Source organism: Vibrio ezurae NBRC 102218, assembly GCF_000467185.1.
GTDB classification, from domain to species: Bacteria; Pseudomonadota; Gammaproteobacteria; order Enterobacterales; family Vibrionaceae; genus Vibrio; species Vibrio ezurae.
Map to the genome: position 1 here is coordinate 36444 of NZ_BATM01000009.1, position 15977 is coordinate 52420.

General features: G+C 43.3%; 16 protein-coding genes. 8 read left to right on the forward strand and 8 right to left on the reverse strand.

Features of this window, described 5'->3' with window-relative positions:
* Positions 1-181 precede the first annotated feature (181 nt).
* The 4 genes from VEZ01S_RS05265 to VEZ01S_RS05280 form a co-directional block, all read right to left on the reverse strand.
* The gene (locus VEZ01S_RS05265; protein WP_021712975.1) at positions 182-1570 is read right to left on the reverse strand and encodes a sensor histidine kinase; all 1389 of its coding nucleotides are present in this window, start codon (positions 1568-1570) and stop codon (positions 182-184) included.
* Positions 1567-2253 (reverse strand): response regulator transcription factor, encoded by a 687-nt coding sequence (locus VEZ01S_RS05270; protein ID WP_021712976.1) that lies wholly within the window; start codon positions 2251-2253, stop codon positions 1567-1569. Before VEZ01S_RS05270 ends, VEZ01S_RS05265 begins: the two co-directional genes overlap by 4 nt.
* 16 nt (positions 2254-2269) lie before the next feature.
* The gene (locus VEZ01S_RS05275; RefSeq protein ID WP_021712977.1) at positions 2270-2848 is read right to left on the reverse strand and encodes a hypothetical protein; all 579 of its coding nucleotides are present in this window, start codon (positions 2846-2848) and stop codon (positions 2270-2272) included.
* A gap of 116 nt (positions 2849-2964) precedes the next feature.
* Positions 2965-3879 (reverse strand): 1,4-dihydroxy-2-naphthoyl-CoA synthase, encoded by a 915-nt coding sequence (locus VEZ01S_RS05280; RefSeq protein WP_205528898.1) that lies wholly within the window; start codon positions 3877-3879, stop codon positions 2965-2967.
* 207 nt (positions 3880-4086) lie between these two features.
* On the opposite strand from VEZ01S_RS05280, the gene VEZ01S_RS05285 reads away from it, so the two are divergent.
* On the forward strand, positions 4087-5520 hold the full coding sequence (locus VEZ01S_RS05285; RefSeq protein WP_021712979.1) for a M48 family metalloprotease: 1434 nt from the start codon (positions 4087-4089) through the stop codon (positions 5518-5520).
* 90 nt (positions 5521-5610) lie between these two features.
* Here the strand turns inward: VEZ01S_RS05285 and VEZ01S_RS05290 are convergent, their stop codons facing one another.
* From VEZ01S_RS05290 to VEZ01S_RS05300, 3 genes are all read right to left on the reverse strand, one after another.
* Complete coding sequence (locus VEZ01S_RS05290; protein WP_021712980.1) at positions 5611-6639, reverse strand: DUF2955 domain-containing protein; 1029 nt, start codon at positions 6637-6639, stop codon at positions 5611-5613.
* A complete protein-coding gene (locus tag VEZ01S_RS05295) occupies positions 6629-7807 on the reverse strand; it encodes an HlyD family secretion protein (RefSeq protein ID WP_021712981.1) in 1179 nt (392 codons plus the stop codon). The genes VEZ01S_RS05290 and VEZ01S_RS05295 overlap by 11 nt, the downstream gene beginning before the upstream one ends.
* 78 nt (positions 7808-7885) lie before the next feature.
* Positions 7886-9115, reverse strand: coding sequence for a DUF481 domain-containing protein (locus VEZ01S_RS05300; RefSeq protein ID WP_235868497.1), 1230 nt, complete (start codon positions 9113-9115; stop codon positions 7886-7888).
* Between the two features lie 288 nt (positions 9116-9403).
* On the opposite strand from VEZ01S_RS05300, the gene VEZ01S_RS05305 reads away from it, so the two are divergent.
* Together VEZ01S_RS05305 and udp are read left to right on the forward strand one after the other, a co-directional pair.
* Positions 9404-9820: a CBS domain-containing protein gene (locus VEZ01S_RS05305; RefSeq protein ID WP_021712983.1), complete on the forward strand. Its 417-nt coding sequence runs from the start codon at positions 9404-9406 to the stop codon at positions 9818-9820.
* Positions 9821-10125: 305 nt separating this feature from the next.
* Positions 10126-10896 carry a uridine phosphorylase gene (udp, locus tag VEZ01S_RS05310; RefSeq protein ID WP_021712984.1) on the forward strand — a complete coding sequence of 257 codons (771 nt, stop codon included), beginning with the start codon at positions 10126-10128 and terminating at the stop codon, positions 10894-10896.
* Positions 10897-10987: 91 nt separating this feature from the next.
* Here udp and VEZ01S_RS05315 read toward each other — a convergent pair whose 3' ends face one another.
* Positions 10988-12148, reverse strand: a complete 1161-nt coding sequence (locus tag VEZ01S_RS05315; protein WP_021712985.1) for a Card1-like endonuclease domain-containing protein — start codon at positions 12146-12148, stop codon at positions 10988-10990.
* A gap of 220 nt (positions 12149-12368) precedes the next feature.
* Between VEZ01S_RS05315 and VEZ01S_RS05320 the strand changes: the two genes are divergently transcribed.
* The 5 genes from VEZ01S_RS05320 to ycfP all read left to right on the forward strand — a co-directional run bounded on the left by VEZ01S_RS05320 (position 12369) and on the right by ycfP (position 15898).
* A complete protein-coding gene (locus VEZ01S_RS05320; protein WP_021712986.1) occupies positions 12369-12719 on the forward strand; it encodes an HIT domain-containing protein in 351 nt (116 codons plus the stop codon).
* Positions 12720-12793: 74 nt separating this feature from the next.
* Positions 12794-14122: a COG3014 family protein gene (locus tag VEZ01S_RS05325; protein WP_235868500.1), complete on the forward strand. Its 1329-nt coding sequence runs from the start codon at positions 12794-12796 to the stop codon at positions 14120-14122.
* Positions 14122-14511: a YcfL family putative periplasmic lipoprotein gene (locus VEZ01S_RS05330; RefSeq protein WP_021712988.1), complete on the forward strand. Its 390-nt coding sequence runs from the start codon at positions 14122-14124 to the stop codon at positions 14509-14511. The genes VEZ01S_RS05325 and VEZ01S_RS05330 overlap by 1 nt, the downstream gene beginning before the upstream one ends.
* Before the next feature lie 9 nt (positions 14512-14520).
* Entirely contained in the window at positions 14521-15111 is a 591-nt protein-coding gene (gene lpoB / locus VEZ01S_RS05335) for a penicillin-binding protein activator LpoB (RefSeq protein ID WP_021712989.1), read from the forward strand.
* A gap of 241 nt (positions 15112-15352) precedes the next feature.
* Complete coding sequence (gene ycfP / locus VEZ01S_RS05340; RefSeq protein WP_021712990.1) at positions 15353-15898, forward strand: alpha/beta hydrolase YcfP; 546 nt, start codon at positions 15353-15355, stop codon at positions 15896-15898.
* Positions 15899-15977: the final 79 nt, after the last annotated feature.

Below are 15977 nucleotides of genomic sequence, written 5' to 3' on the forward strand. Positions count from 1 at the left end.
GATGACAGACTTATGCTTATGAAGAGTAGAATAATAGTTTGTTTAACTTCACGTTTTGTTCTCGCGCATTTTTTTGCGCTATTTTTGAACATCTATTTACTTTGAAAGAAGAAGTCCCGGGATTTGTTAGGATAATTATGCATCACGGCACATAGGATGCCACGCATGGGTGGCGTTACATTCATGCTTTTATGTTGGCAAAGTGAAAGACGATTTTCAGTCCGCTTTGTTGTTGAGGGTGAGTGAACTGCACCTCTATGTTCATGTCGTGTAACTGTGCGACCACTGCGACTAAGGGTAAGCCTAGTCCAAAACCTGGGGTCGTTCGTGATTTATCGACTCGATAAAGACGTTGAAATATCTTTTGTTGCTGAGCTTCATTTACTCCGGGGCCGTCATCTTCAATAACCAAGGTGCTTTGTGTCAGCTTTATACGAACGGATGTTTGATTAGGGCAATATTTATGAGCATTGTCTAATAAGTTATACACCATACGAAATAATAATGAAGGTTCACCTTGATAGTGTACTTTTTCAAGGTCTGTCGTGATCTGTTGCTGCTTGTCTTCAAATTGAGGCTCAACTAAATCGACGGCATCGATAATAATTTGTGCGAGATCCACGTCAACGAAGCGACTCCTATCATTACTTGATTCCAATTTACTCAATTCAAGCATGGCATTAAAGGTTTGAAGCAAGCCATCAAAGTCATCTTGAATCTGCTGATGTTGTACATTGGATATTGGTTGAGTTTGTGAGAGTGCTTGTAAGGTAGTAATACGATTTTTAATTCGGGTTAAAGGGGTTCGTAAGTCGTGAGCGATGGCGTCAGTCACACTTTGTATTTGTGTTATTGATGATTCAATTTTATCCAACATGGCATTGATGTAATGCGCGATGTTGTCCCACTCATCATGTGAGTTATTGGTGCGAATACGCCCATTAAAGTGGCCCTTTTCAATTTGTGATACGACAGTGTGTATTTCAGATAATTGTCGTTTCATTTTATAACGAATAAACCCGCTGGGAATTAATGCAATAAAAAAGGTAAAAATCAGTACCACAATCGCGGCATTTTCAAAATTGTCTCTTACTTGCCATAGGTACTCACTGTCGGTGGCAACGAGTACCGAATAGCCCTTGATATGAAACTGACAACCTTCTAGTAGGACGATATTATCTCCGTGACCTGCAATGACAGGAAACGGTTTAAGCGTCGGGCACGACGGTAGGGTACGGGGGAAATAATTCAGTGAACCATATAATTGCCCGTCGTCACTGCGTAACACGGTAATAATACCTTGCGGGTTGTATAAGGTGTCATCAAGAATATGGGGCAGTGTATCAATTGAGTTTGTTTCACTGGCACTTTGTAATTGCTGCGCGTGTTGCAATAAAATTTGCTGACGAGATTGAATTAAAGGCTGGATACTTAACTGGTAGATGCTAAACAGAGCGACAGCGACGGCAAGCCAAAGCATTAATGCAATGGAAAGAGAAAGACGCCACAATGAGTGACGACGCCATAAGATAATTAGCTGTTGTTTGCCTCTTGCCAGTAGTGAACTCATGGTGCCTTGACCATTTTATAACCAGCGCCACGCACTGTTTCAATTAAGTTGGGCTGGCCTTCCGCTTCGAGTTTCTTTCTTAATCTTGCAATATGCACATCAATAACATTGGTTTGAGGATCAAAGTGATAGTCCCACACAGCTTCAAATAACAGCGACCGAGTCACGACTTGTCCGGCATGCTCAATCAGATACCGCAGCAGTTTAAACTCTTTGGCTTGCAGCAGTACTTTTTTCGAGTCGACCCGTACTTCTTGTGACAACAGATCGAGTTGAATATGTCCATTTCGCAGTTGGCTTTGCAGTGCTTGTGTACTGCTAGAGGAGGTGCGACTGGCCAATATCTCCACGCGAGCCATTAACTCGGCAAGTGCAAATGGCTTGGTGAGGTAGTCATCACCACCGTGCTTTAGACCTTTGACGCGTTCGTCAACGCTATCTAGCGCGCTCAGTATTAACACTCTAGCGGGGTTGTTTGCCGCTCGAAGGGTTGAAAGTACCGTAAGTCCATCAAGGGTGGGTAACATTCGGTCTAAAATAATGACCTGATAATTTCCCTCTAGCGCTAAAAACAGCCCTTCTTGACCATTATCAGCGCTATCGGTTTCCCAACCTTGTTGTTTTAGTGACTGACACAGATACTCACGGGTATCTTTGTCGTCTTCAATGACCAGTACTTTCACGTAGCGTATGCCCTTATTAATGATGTTTTGAGCGCATGACTGGAATTTCTTCCCCTGACGCAACGTTGATCAGCAGTTTTTGCATGCCGTGTTTAGCGCTTGCCAGTTCGACCTCATAAAAGACAATGCCTTTCTTGCTTTCGAGTTCTGCTTCCAAGGTTTTCGCTGCATATTTTCCTTCAAGCTCTTGTAGTTTTGTCACAATATCAAACTGTGATTTTTCAACTTGCTCGATAGCAAGCCTTTCTTCTTTGTCTAAGTCACTAAAGCCAAAAGTAGAGAGGCTTTCTGATTTTTGCTTGAGTAAGCTACCGTCATCAATGGCGTAGCTAAGTTTATGTTTGTTGCCCGCTTTCGTATCAACCACTTTAAATTTATACACCACTTGTGTGTCTTTGTAGTCATCCAACTCTATTTCTGTGATGACTCCAGTTGAGACCGCTCGCACTTTAGGCGCTAAGGTTGAAAGTGTGGCTGAGGCAGAATTTAGCGCCATTAACGCAATGGCCGCATCTTGTTGATCGTTGGCGTGTGCCAGTGGCATTGTTGCCAAAAGTAGGCTAGATAATCCGATAATAGGCAGTGTTCGTTTCATTAGGTGATTTCCATGTTTATCAATATGTCATCACTATAACGTGCTGAAGTAAACTCAAGATGGAGGGAAGATTAAATATAGTTAATCTTCCCTGAGTACTTATGATGAATAGGGAATCAGTAGTGCCAAGGGAACTTAGAAAAATCTTTGGCACGCTTCTCTAAGAATGCATCTCGACCTTCTTGTGCTTCATCGGTGCCATAAGCTAAGCGCGTCGCTTCGCCCGCAAACAGTTGCTGTCCGACTAAACCATCGTCAGGTAGGTTGAAGCCATATTTCAGCATGCGCATTGCGGTAGGGGATTTACTGTTGATTTCTTTTGCCCAGCGCAGTGCTTCGTTTTCTAAATCAGCATGTTCGATAACTTTGTTGACCATCCCCATTTCGAAGGCTTCTTGTGCGGTGTAATCAAAGCCACAGAAGAAAATTTCGCGAGCGCGTTTTTGACCAATCATCTTGGCTAAGTAGGCAGAGCCATAGCCAGAGTCAAAAGAGGCCACATCAGGGTCTGTTTGTTTAAAGACCGCGTGCTCTTTTGACGCTAGGGTTAAGTCGCATACAACGTGCAAGCTGTGCCCGCCGCCCACAGCCCAACCAGGGACAACGGCGATGACCACTTTAGGCATAAAGCGGATTAAACGTTGCACTTCAAGAATATGCAAACGTCCCATACGAGCCACATCAGCAACGTGCTCACCATCGCCTTCGTATTTATAGCCATCTTTACCGCGAATGCGTTGGTCGCCACCTGATGAAAATGACCATTGCCCTTTCTTAGAAGGCCCGTTGCCAGTCAATAACACACAACCTACATCAGACCATTGTCGAGCATGATCTAAAGCAGTGTACAGCTCATCAACAGTACGTGGACGAAAGGCGTTTAGGCAGTCAGGGCGATCAAAAGCAATACGTACTGTGCCCTGAGTTTTGCTTCTGTGATAGGTAATATCTTCAAAATCAAAGCCCGGTACTAGGTCCCACAATTCAGCATTAAAGATATCTTGATTCGTGTCGGTCATGGTAACTCTCATTAGATGTTTCTTTTAGGCTAGGAATTTGCGCAGTGCGAGTCAATATACAGCTATGATTTGTTCGATCTTTTTATCAATAAGGTCGTTTATTTGTGCGATATGCTGGCATTTAAAGCGAACTTTAAGAAAAAGTGCGTTGATTAACTCTTTGTTCCCGATAGTTTTGTTACTATCACTGTATATGCAATAAGTTTAATCAAGGATGATATGAACCGTTATTTAGCCAATATTCCACCTAGAATCTGTATTTTATCTGCCGTCACATTAGGTGTGAGTGCCTGTAGTGTGAGCACCGATTACGACAAACAAATAGGCGCTGAAAATGCCGCTTTGGTTGAAGCGCAAATCGGTATTTATGATAAGCACAAGATGGAAGCCTATGTTCAACAAGTAGGGGCTCGCTTAGTGAGTCATATCGATAATCCAGAGTTTGAGTTTCATTTTAAAATTATTGATGACGCCACGCCTAACGCATTTGCTTTACCCGGAGGCTATATTTTTGTGTCTCGTGGTCTGCTTAGCTTGGTGAACAACGAAGATGAGTTGGCGTGTGTAATGGCGCACGAAATTATCCATGTCACTGAACGTCATTCAGTGAAGCAGATGCGTTCAGGAATTTTACCTGGGATTGTTGAGATCCCCGGAAACATCGTGGGCGGAGTGATCAATGAAGACCTTGGCAACTTAATTAATGCGCCTATTTCGGCAGGGAATCATTTATTAATGGCAGGCTATAGTCGCAGCCATGAAAGTGACGCCGATCGATTAGGGATCGATTTAGCTGCTAAAGCGGGCTATGAACCGCTGGCGATGAACAGTATTTTACAACGCTTAAATCGTACCGTAGAGATACAAACTAAGAAGGAATCCGAGCGCAGTTACTTTGACTCTCATCCATATACGCCAGATCGAGTGGCTGATGTGAATAAAGAAGCGAAAAAGCTCACCGTGGCGCAAATTCCGCCGATTCATAAAGATTTTGTGTCGCAAGTTGATGGATTGTTGGTAGGGCAAAACCCCAGCAAAGGAATATTCCGCGAGCAACTTTTCTTACAACCAGAACTCAAGTTTGCGATTGATTTTCCAGAGCAGTGGGTAACGTTAAATCAAGCATCCGTTGTCGCAGCAGTGGACAAGACGCAAGATGCTGCGGTGGTATTAAGTCTTGCCTCGAATGAGTTTAGCGCGAAAGAACATGCGATACGTTTTCAAAATGAGTTACAGCGACGCTATAAAATGGACCTTAGCCTTGATGAGCAACCTTTAGGCTGGGGGAAATCCATCTATAGCATTACGTTGAGTAATGAAAAGAAAGATCAGAAAAGTTATATGACGAGAGGTTGGATCAATTTAGGTGTTGATACCTATCAGATAGTCACGATTGCCAGCGAGGAAAAGAAAGCAGTGGCTGACGCCAGTGCACACTCGTTTCGCCCAATGACTGAGCAAGAACGTTCGTCCATCACGCAACTGGAGCTCAAAGTTGTTCAAGCCACAGAAGGTGAAACTTTAGCTGCATTACTGGCTGATAATCACAGCCAGCGATCTTTGGAGTTACTCGCAGTAATGAACGCTCTGGATGAAAATCAGCGTTTAACGAATAATGAAAAAGTCAAAGTGGTGGTCGAAGCGCCTTATTAACCGTGACCTTTTAGCTTTGCAGTAAAATCTTATGCAGAGCGCCGCCACACAATCCAGTGAAGTGTGTGGCGGCGCTCAGGCGGATATTGATTACTTTTTGCCTACGCCCAAATTGTCTAACATTCGCAGCGCCACCACGATATATAAGATGGCCAGAGAGATGAATAAAATTCTCGACACCAATGCACTCATGAAATCGGAATCGGCGCCCATGTTACCGTTGATCAATACAATAATGCAGGTCATCGCTGAGCCATAATATTGACCATTCGGGTTTGATGAGAAAATATTCATTCCCATAAACAACGCAATCCCAAACATCAATAATATGAAAAAGACAAACAGCGGTACTCCGACTAGCGCCCAATAAAACCCTAAGGCGACGAGCCCACCTAACACTGTTGAAATTAAAGAATTTCTTCCTGCCTCTTTTCCCGCACTGAGCTCTGGCTTCATGGTGAACAAGGCTGCAAATACCATAGTTAACAGTAGATCCGTGCGAGCAAAAGAGATGCAAAAAGCCACAATGGGAAATGCTACTAAGGTGCTTTTTAATGCCAATGTAGCCGCAATGGGCACATAGGTATTATGAAAAACTGCCGCAGGAGGGAAGGGGGCTTTTTGTGTGTCGGGCACTAAATAATACATGGCGAAGGTAAATAAAATTGCCGCCCAAGCCGAAGCAACAAAACCCAGAGAAAATCCAATGGCGAGTCCCTCTGACATATTGCTAAGCATCGGCAGTATCAACATGGACAACATCATCATTAACGTGAGCCAAAATGAGCCACCACGATTGAGGTAGTAATAAATATAAAACAGTGCCACAAACAGCAGTAGTAAGAAAATCAGCGGAAAATTGATTAATAGCACTGAAAAAATTAAGCCAAAACAAAACCCTTTTAAAGTATTCAATAAAGCTGTGAAAAGCGCGCTCGGTGTCATTTGCGGTAGAGGCATAGACAGCAATAGAGTCGTAAATATCGGGAATAAAAATGCCAACGGCCAGTTAAATGTATAAGCGATGGTCGCTGAAGCGGCAACCCCTATAGCAAAGCGCAATTGCCGCACCATCGCTGGGTTTTGTTTTAAGGTCATTAATGCGCGGCTAGTAAACATAAGACAGCCAACTGATCAGGTTGATATAGCCTTTGGCGATCGCGTTTAATAACAGGTTATCACTGGTATAAAACTGCACATCGGCTTGCCCACCGATGCGTCGTAATCCCTGAGGGATTTCTTCATCAAAGGAGACAGTCACAGGGAAACGTTGTGGATCTCTAAGCCAACCAGAAGTGGACTTTACGGAGACTAATCCACCGATGGCATCACTTGAACCACTGGCGACGGCAAATCCGATACTGCGCACACTGCCTTTGTAGATCTTTCCTGGGGTGATATCGAGCGAGATATCGACAGGGTCGCCAATGCGTAAATTGGCGAGGTTGTTCTCTTTTAAGTTCGCTTCAATCCAGATGTCGTCAGCATCAACAAAGGTCATGATGGGGGAGCCAGTATTGGCATAGTGCCCAACATCGACTTGTAAATTGGTAATGCCACCTGTTGTGGGAGCAAACACTTCGGTGCGGCTGAGATCAAGCTGAGCTTGCCTTAATTTAGCCATCGCCGTTCTCACTCTTGGGTTTGCTTCTCCTTCAGCCCCCAGTGATTGCTTGGCTTTTTCAAGATTCGCTTCTGCAATGCGTAATTGTGCTTTTGCTTGTTTGATGGCCGCGCGTGCTTTATCGCCATCGGATTTTGAATAGAGTTTGCGCTGCTCTAACTCAAATACGCGGGCACTTTGGACATTCACATGCTCTAGGTTAGTCTGAGCTTCGACTAAACTGGCTTGAGCGGTCACCACATTTGCCATACCTGCGCCAATTTCTTGTCCAGCTATTTCTACCTCAGATTGAGCCAGTTCTACGTTGAGTTCAAAGTCAGAAGGGTCGATTTTAAATAATGGAGTGCCTCTTTGAACAATTTGGTCTTGAGTGACGTTTACTTCTAATATTCTGCCAGAGACTTGCGGCGCGATTGGAACCACATACGCTTGTACCCGAGCTTGATCTGTCCATGGCGTATGTCTATCGGCAAACAAATACCAAGTGAAGAGTACAGCAACAACAATAAAAACATTGCGAGTGAGTTTTTTGACAGGATCGGCAGGCTCGCTATTGGTGGGCCTCCCCGAATCCTTTTGGTTTTCGTCAGCGTTGTTGTCTGCTGACTCAACACTGATGTCGGTTTGGTCTGCGTTGTCTGTATCCGTTTTTTGCTCAGTCATGTCTACCTCATTAATCCATTTTAGGTCGATTAATTAATGTCAATTTGCGCCGTTGATTCACAAGGCAAATCACGTAAGTTAAAATTCATATTCAATGCCAACGGTAAATAACACATCGGTGCTTTGTGGCTGAATGCCATCTTCGTTAGCGATGGGGTTGGCGGTGTTGTTGATGACGGTGATGAGAGCAAGGTCAAAGTCGTTGATAAGTTCAATATCAAAGCCCGATTCAATACGTTGGATAAATTGCCCACTTTGTTTATTGACCACTTTTGCATCGTAGATAAATACGTATTCGATATCGGAGGTGATGTCGTATTCAAAATCCAAGCCAAAGGCTAAGGCAGGAGAGAGGACATTTTGTTCTTCTCCAGGTTCCACGTTGATAAATTGTGTTCTTTGAATGCTTGGCCCCATGTACACATTAAGATCCATACCTTTAATGTCGATAACCTCATAGCCTGCTGCAACCCCAAGCGAGGTTTGATATTTGATGTTGCGAAATTCGTCTAACACCAAATCGTAGCTCGGCAAGGTAAAGTAGAGTTTATGCGAATAAAAATAGTCGTATTTAGCGGTAAACCTATGATTATCTTCGGTCGTGATAGTTTGATCGGTATTGCCATCCCGGACCTCTTCATAGATCCCACGATAGGTCACATGAAAACGCCCTGTGGTGATTAAATAACGAAGGTCAGTACTTGCGTAGTAATCAAAGCTTTCAGTGTTTCCCGATTTAAAATTGAGCCCGGCGCTGATTTCACCTGTCCAAAGGCTGCGGCCACTTTTTAGTGAAGGCGTAATAGAGAGAATGTGCTCTCTAGGGTAAGTGATGGCGGTTTGTTCTCTAACATAAACGTATTTTTCATCAATAATGATATGCCCTTCGATAATAGAGCCGTTGAGAAAGCGCACTTGCATAATGTCTTTAGTGCGTAATTCTTTTATATCCGACATCTTGATTTTATGAATGCCAACTTCATCGCTATCAAATTCCACGCGTTCGTCATACATGGCAATGATGTCACCGCCAAGGACTTCACCTTTGTGCACGATAATCCAATCAAAATTTGTCGAATCGATGGGGATCTCGACTGACCACCGAGCGCGACTTGTGTTCGAGTTAGAAGCAGTGTCTAGATTTGTCGGGCTTATATCGACCTCTGAGTGGGGCGCTACTGAAAGGGTCACAGGCAATTCGTGTGCGGGTAACGATGGCATAGCCCGTCGCGTCTCAGCTTGACCAGGTAAAGCCAAAACAGCACTCATCATGAAAACCAATATCCAATGTGAAGTTTTTATCATCATCCAAACAAATCCTTTTGCTCCATTAAAAAGTAGTCTGTTTTTCGTTAAAAAACAGTGGCTTTGAGATAAATTTGTAAAAATAATGACGACATAACTCAGATATGGGGCCGGCGTTAGACGAATGTGCATTAGGGGAGACAACTGAACGAAAAAGGTCAGTTATGCAAAGTGATTGGTATGGCGATTGGAGTTGCCGATTAATGAAATAGAGAAAAACAATTTAGTAATTTTATAAATATGGTCGACACTTAGAGCATAGCGTGGCATTTCACTGTTAAGGAGTACAGTATGCAACCATTAAAAGTTAGAGATTACATGGACCATCAATCGGTGACCTTTACCCCCGATATGTCGTTGTCTGTGGCATTGAAAAAAGTATTAAACTCTCCACACTTGGGGGGGCCAGTTATTGATGAGAATGAGCAAGTTGTTGGCTTTTTATCGGAGCAGGATTTATTAGAAAAGCTGATTAAGGTCAGTTATCACTGTCAAGATACTCATATTGTGAGTGATTGTATGTATAAAGACGTGCTGTCAGTGAGTCCAGATACATCCATCATTGCGCTGGCTGATATGATGAAGGTGGGAAAACCGAAAGTATATCCTGTTATTGATAATGGGAAGCTGGTGGGCATTATTTCACGAAGTGATATTTTGCGGGCCGTTGGGGCCTCTATCGATGCGTGTTTTAAGAATCCCATTTAGCCTGTGTTGACGACCCTGTAATGCCTGTTAGCCTCGACGTGTTCGGGGCTTTTATTTACAAAGAGTTTACTGCTTGAAAAGAACGTCTTGTTCTCAAACACGTTACCTAGATCATTTCTACTGACTTCATTATCGTGATGAGGATAAACTCAGTTGATGACGATATAATGTGATGGCAATCGTTTAACCTTGAAATCAACTGATATTTCAGACTAAAACCTGTGAATTGACTCACGATAGTAAGGAGTGAGTTTATTTACAGTGAAATGAACCTATACTGTGACGGCAATTAGAAGGATATTTTCATGGCAACTGAACAAAACGTATTTCACCTTGGCGTAAATAAGAGCGATTTACAGGGCGCAACTCTGGCTATTATCCCTGGTGACCCTGATCGCGTGAAGCGTATTGCTGAAGGTATGCAAAATCCTCAATTTCTTGCTAGCCATCGTGAATACACTGTGTATTTGTCAGAGTTAGCAGGGAAAAAAGTCGTGGTTTGTTCAACAGGGATCGGTGGTCCTTCGACTTCTATTGCTGTGGAAGAATTAGCGCAATTGGGCGTCGATACTTTTTTACGAGTGGGGACGACAGGGGCGATTCAGCCGGATGTGAATGTGGGAGACATGATTGTTACCACTGCATCGGTACGTTTAGACGGGGCGAGCCTACACTTTGCACCCATGGAGTTTCCTGCGGTCTCTGATTTTAATATTGCGTTGGCGATGAAAGACGCAGCCATCAGTGAAAAGGCGACAGTGCATACTGGCGTGACAGCATCCAGCGACACATTTTATCCGGGACAAGAGCGTTACGATACGTTCAGTGGTCGCGTTGTGAAACGATTCCAAGGTTCTATGCAAGAGTGGCAAGAGATGGGTGTGCTCAATTTTGAAATGGAATCGGCAACTCTGCTCACCATGTGTGCCTGCTCAGGCTTACGAGCGGGCTGTGTTGCAGGGGTGATTATTAATCGCACTCAGCAAGAGATCCCAGATCAAAGTAAAATGAAAGAAATTGAAGCTCTGTCTATTCGCACCGTTATTGAAGCGGCGCGACGCGTGTTAAGTGACTAGTCACGCATGACCCTATTGGCTATCGCGCTTTACTGATTAAAAAACCCCAGTTCAACAGTTGAACTGGGGTTTTTATTAATATCGATATCAATTAAATAACGTCGATACCGCCTGCTTGAATTAACCATTCTTTCAAGTGACGTTTCAAATCTTTAAGCTCTTCTGGACCTATTAATCCAAGCCCTAAATCCATTGCGCGGGTAATGTCGTTGTAACGCAGTGGTCGGAAGCTGACCAACATGGCTCTGGCCTGTAAACCGCCTAATAAGTCACGAAGAGACTCTAATTTGTAGAGAGTATCATCGCCATCGTCACGCATACCCTTGGTTTTACACTCAATGATATGAAGCTTATTGTTGACGACCGTAGCAACATCGAGTTCATTGCGCACTTCTTTCTCACCGATTTTACGGGTGACTTGGACGTTTAATGAACAATCTTGGATGGTGCTAAGCTCTTTTTCCACAGACTTTATTTGGGTGTGTACGTACGACTCTAGCCATTCGCCATTTGAGAAACGACGTGCTTGTTCAGATCGGAACACCAATACGCCATCGGCGTAAGCTGCAAGCTCTGCATCGACTAAGTCTTGCAGCAAAATATTTAACTCGCGATAGCCTTGCTGTTTCTCAGACAGAGCCACATCGAGTTTTTGTTCTTTACGGCAGGTAGTCGCTAGGAAGTTTAATGTCGCAAGGCCTGGGCCTAATTCTAGTGCGTGGCTAGCCCACTTTTCACAAATTTTCAGTAACGAGCTGTCGATTTTAATTGCTTCGTTAGGATCAGGGAATTGCGCCTGAGCACCAAAAATAGTCAGATAGTCCGCAATCGTAATGCGGTCTTGAACTTGAACGTCTTGCAGCGTATTTGGATATAACCAACTTAAACGGTCGCTATTTGGTTCAACCACAAAAATAGGCCATTTGTAACTGCGTACAACTTCATAAACTGAGAGTAAACGGTGGCGAAGTCCACAGCTGGCGTTAAGTTTGATTTCTTCGCCGGTCACCACAAGGCGCTCAGCTAATTGAGTGATTTCTCTTTTGATTATCGCGGTATCTGAAACATTTGAGATTTCAAAAAATTCACTTTTGATGCCTCGCATATCGAGTACTATGCTGAGTTTGTCAAACATAGGTTTTTGTGTTGAATCGCCGATAAATATGCTGTGGCGACATGAAGCTCTATCATCGAGTAAAGGGGTCACGAGTCTGATTGGATCTTTATCGATAATACCAAGTTGAATTGGCATACAGTGTCCTTCTTGTTCACTTTTAGAGTTCGTAGATACGAATGCGCTAGATATCTTATCTCTTAAAGATGAGGTGGGCGTCTAAAAATTATGGGTGTTTGAACTAATATTAGTTTTCATTTTTAAAATTACATTCTTTATTTTTCGGTAATAGGAACATTGCATTTGTGCAGGTCATGATGCAATCTTTAACTATCTATAAAACAGACCAGAGTAAACCATGGCTGAAGAAACAATTTTTAGTAAAATCATACGTCAAGAGATAGAAACGGACCTTCTTTATCAAGACGATCTTGTGACGGCATTTCGTGATATCAACCCTCGTGCGCCATCGCACATTCTGATTATTCCTAATCATGTTATTGCGACGGTGAATGACGCCACCGAAGCGGATGAGCGTGCGCTAGGACGTTTGTTTACTGTTGCGGCTAAGCTGGCGAAAGCAGAAGGTATTGCCGAAGATGGCTATCGACTGATTGTGAACTGCAATTCTTATGGTGGGCAAGAGGTTTACCATATTCACATGCACCTTGTTGGCGGTAAGCCATTAGGTCCAATGCTGGTCGATTAATGTTATTCGTTAATAAAATGTGCCGTGTGGTGCTGATCGCGATGAGTGGCGTGCTGGTGACAGCCTGCTCATCGATGTCTGCAGGTAATTTATTCAGCAATTACAGCGCGCAAAATAAGCCGGTATATCAAGCGGTTCAGCAAGGAAATTATGTTGATGCTCAGCAAGAGCTACCGGATTATCGAGCTGGCGATATACTCGATAACATGGAAAAAGGGCGAGTAAACTTTCTTGCTTCGGCATACCCCGCCAGTAAAACTTCTTTTGAACTCAGTGATAAAGCCGTGCGAGAGTGGCAAGATCAGCCGCTTATTTCCCTCAGTGAAACGGCTACAAGCGCAGGCGCACTGGCGGTGAATGATAACCTAACCTCCTATCAACCTGCTGATTATGAGCTGGGCTTTTTGCATCTCTATCTTGGCTTGAACTACATTAAAATTAATAGTTTGGAAGGGGCATTAGTTGAAATGCGCCGTGCCAATCAAGTGCAAGAGCGTGCTCGAAAAGCCAGAGAAGCGGAGCTAAGGTCAGCAGAGAGCGATATGAAAAAAAGCGGTCTAAGCCCAAACTTAGGCAGTGTGTTATCTCGTTATCCTGATGCTGGCGATAAGCTTAAAGCGGTACAAAATGGCTATCTATTGTATTTATCCGCGTTGCTTTATGAAACACAAGGCGACCCTAATAGTGCGTATGTAGATTATCGTCGTGCGTTAGCCGTTGCCCCTGATAATAAGCAAGTCATTGACGGTACATTGCGTGTGGCGACCTTACTTGGCATGCGTCAAGATTTGGCGTTGCTAACAAAACAGTATGGTCCGTATCAGCCTCTGCCGAAAGGTGAAGGTCGGGTGATTATTATTGATGAACGAGGCGTTGTAAAAGCGATGGATGACTGGCAATTAACCATTCCAGTGAATGACAGCCGTGGTAACTTAGCCTTGTATTCCGTATCACTTCCTTATTATCACGATAACGAGGCACAGCGCTTTGGCTCATTGCAGCTAGACGGTCGAGGTATCAGTGGTGATGAGCTGGTGGATGTCAATTTAATGGCAAGTAATCAACTCACCGAGAAAATGCCCAGTATTTTATTGCGACAAGTTTTACGGGTCGTAACAAAAGATCTCGTGCGTAGAGAAACCACCAACGGTAATGATGTAGGCAGCATATTATTTAGTGTCTTTAATACATTAACCGAGCAGGCAGATACGCGCAGTTGGCAGTCGCTTCCGGAAAAGGTTTACAGCTCAGGTGCTACACTAGAGGCAGGAACGCATGAATTGGTTGCCAGTGGAAAGCCTTATCAATTTGAGGTCCGAGAAGGGCAAACAACCTTGGTATGGCTCTCTAGGCAAGGAAGCAATGTAACAATATGGCACAAACAATTGGGAGCGATTGAATAATGAAAAAACGAGTGTTACTCCTAGTCGCATTGATGGCGATAGCCGGTTGTTCTCAAAATACAGCAGGTTTGGGGATAGACGGAAAAAGCCAAAAGGTATTTTTTGGTGACAATGTATTGGGAAGCCGTTTGATTGTTGATGATATTGCAACGGTCGAAAAAGAGGGCCGAACCCGAGGCGTTGTGACAGTAAGCAGTCATTACAAAGGTGATCTACGTATTCAATATCGATTTTATTGGTACGATGATAGCGGACTAGAGGTGAATGCAAAACCGTCCGCATGGCGACAAGATGTCGTTCGTGGTCTTGAAACGAGAACATTCTCAGAAGTTTCAATTAATCCAGAAGGTACTCAATTTAGAGTTCAAATCCGCGAGTCGGACAACTAAGGAAATAAAATGAAAAAAAGTGTAATTGCGTTATTGGGCTTAGCTGTCATTCTCGGTGGCTGTTCAAATAAAGTGAACTACGGTGATGCGCAAGCTGTAGAAACAACAACGGTTGATTTCGGTTCGACGGATCTGCAAAAAATTGCCGCTGAGATGGTAGATAGCATGCTTAGCTCTGGCTCTGTGGGTGCAATCACTCAAAATCAGCGTCCGATTGTTTTTGTTGAGCGTATTAAAAACAAAACCAGTGAACACATTGATACGGAGTCTATTACTGATTCTGTGAGCACTAAGATGCTAAATTCAGGTAAGTTCCGTTTTGTTGATATGGACCGTGTTGAATCGGTACGTAAACAACTTAACTTCCAAAACAATGATGAGCTCGTTGACCAAAGTAGCGCGATTCAATTTGGTAACATGGTTGGTGCGCAATACATGTTGTACGGCAACTTATCTAGCATTGTTAAAGAAGACGGTAGTGACAAAGACGTATACTACAAAATGACCATGCGCCTTATGGATCTGAAAACCGGTCTACTTGAGTGGGCTGATGAAACAGAGATTCGTAAGCAACAGTCGAAAAGTCTGCTAGGGCTGTAACTTTAGTCTATAACTATAAAGGCCAGTATTTACTGGCCTTTTTTGATTGAGCACAAAGAGGTTTGGATAAGAATCAACATTTTATTCATTACTTGAAGTGGCTCAACAAAAGCGCGCAACAAATATAGCGGGATAACTTCTTATTACTCGAATACGTGTTAAATTTAAATGAGTAGCAACGATTCTAGGCAGCAATACAAGGTCTCAACTACTGGCTGCCAGTATTTACAAGGAAAGCTTCATGATTATCTATCTTCACGGCTTTGATTCCACTAGCCCGGGTAACCACGAGAAGGTGATGCAACTTCAATTCATTGATGATGACGTGCGTTTTATTAACTACAGTACTTTACACCCTAAGCATGATATGGCGCATCTGTTAAAGGAAGTCCATAAAGCTATTGAGTCTTCAGAAGATCCAAATCCTATTATATGTGGGGTAGGTCTTGGTGGATTTTGGTCAGAGCGCATCGGATTTCTCTGTGGCATTAAACAGGTGATATTCAACCCAAATCTTCACCCTGAATCGACCATGCAAAATCGTATTGATCGACCAGAAGAGTATGTGGATATTGCGTCAAAATGCGTTGAACAATACCGCATTAAAAATAAAGGACGTTGCATGGTGATATTGTCGAGAAACGACGATATTCACGATAACAATGTTACCGCACAAGCACTTGAGGATTATTACCAAGTGGTGTGGGACGAGCACGAACCGCATAAATTTAAGAAAATCTCTCAGCATTTACAAAATATTAAGGCATTTAAAAACGCTGAACAGTGATGCATTGACAAAATTCTCTAAGCAATAAGTCTCATAAAAACCTGCACCTTGCAGGTTTTTTTTTATCTGTACTAAGCTC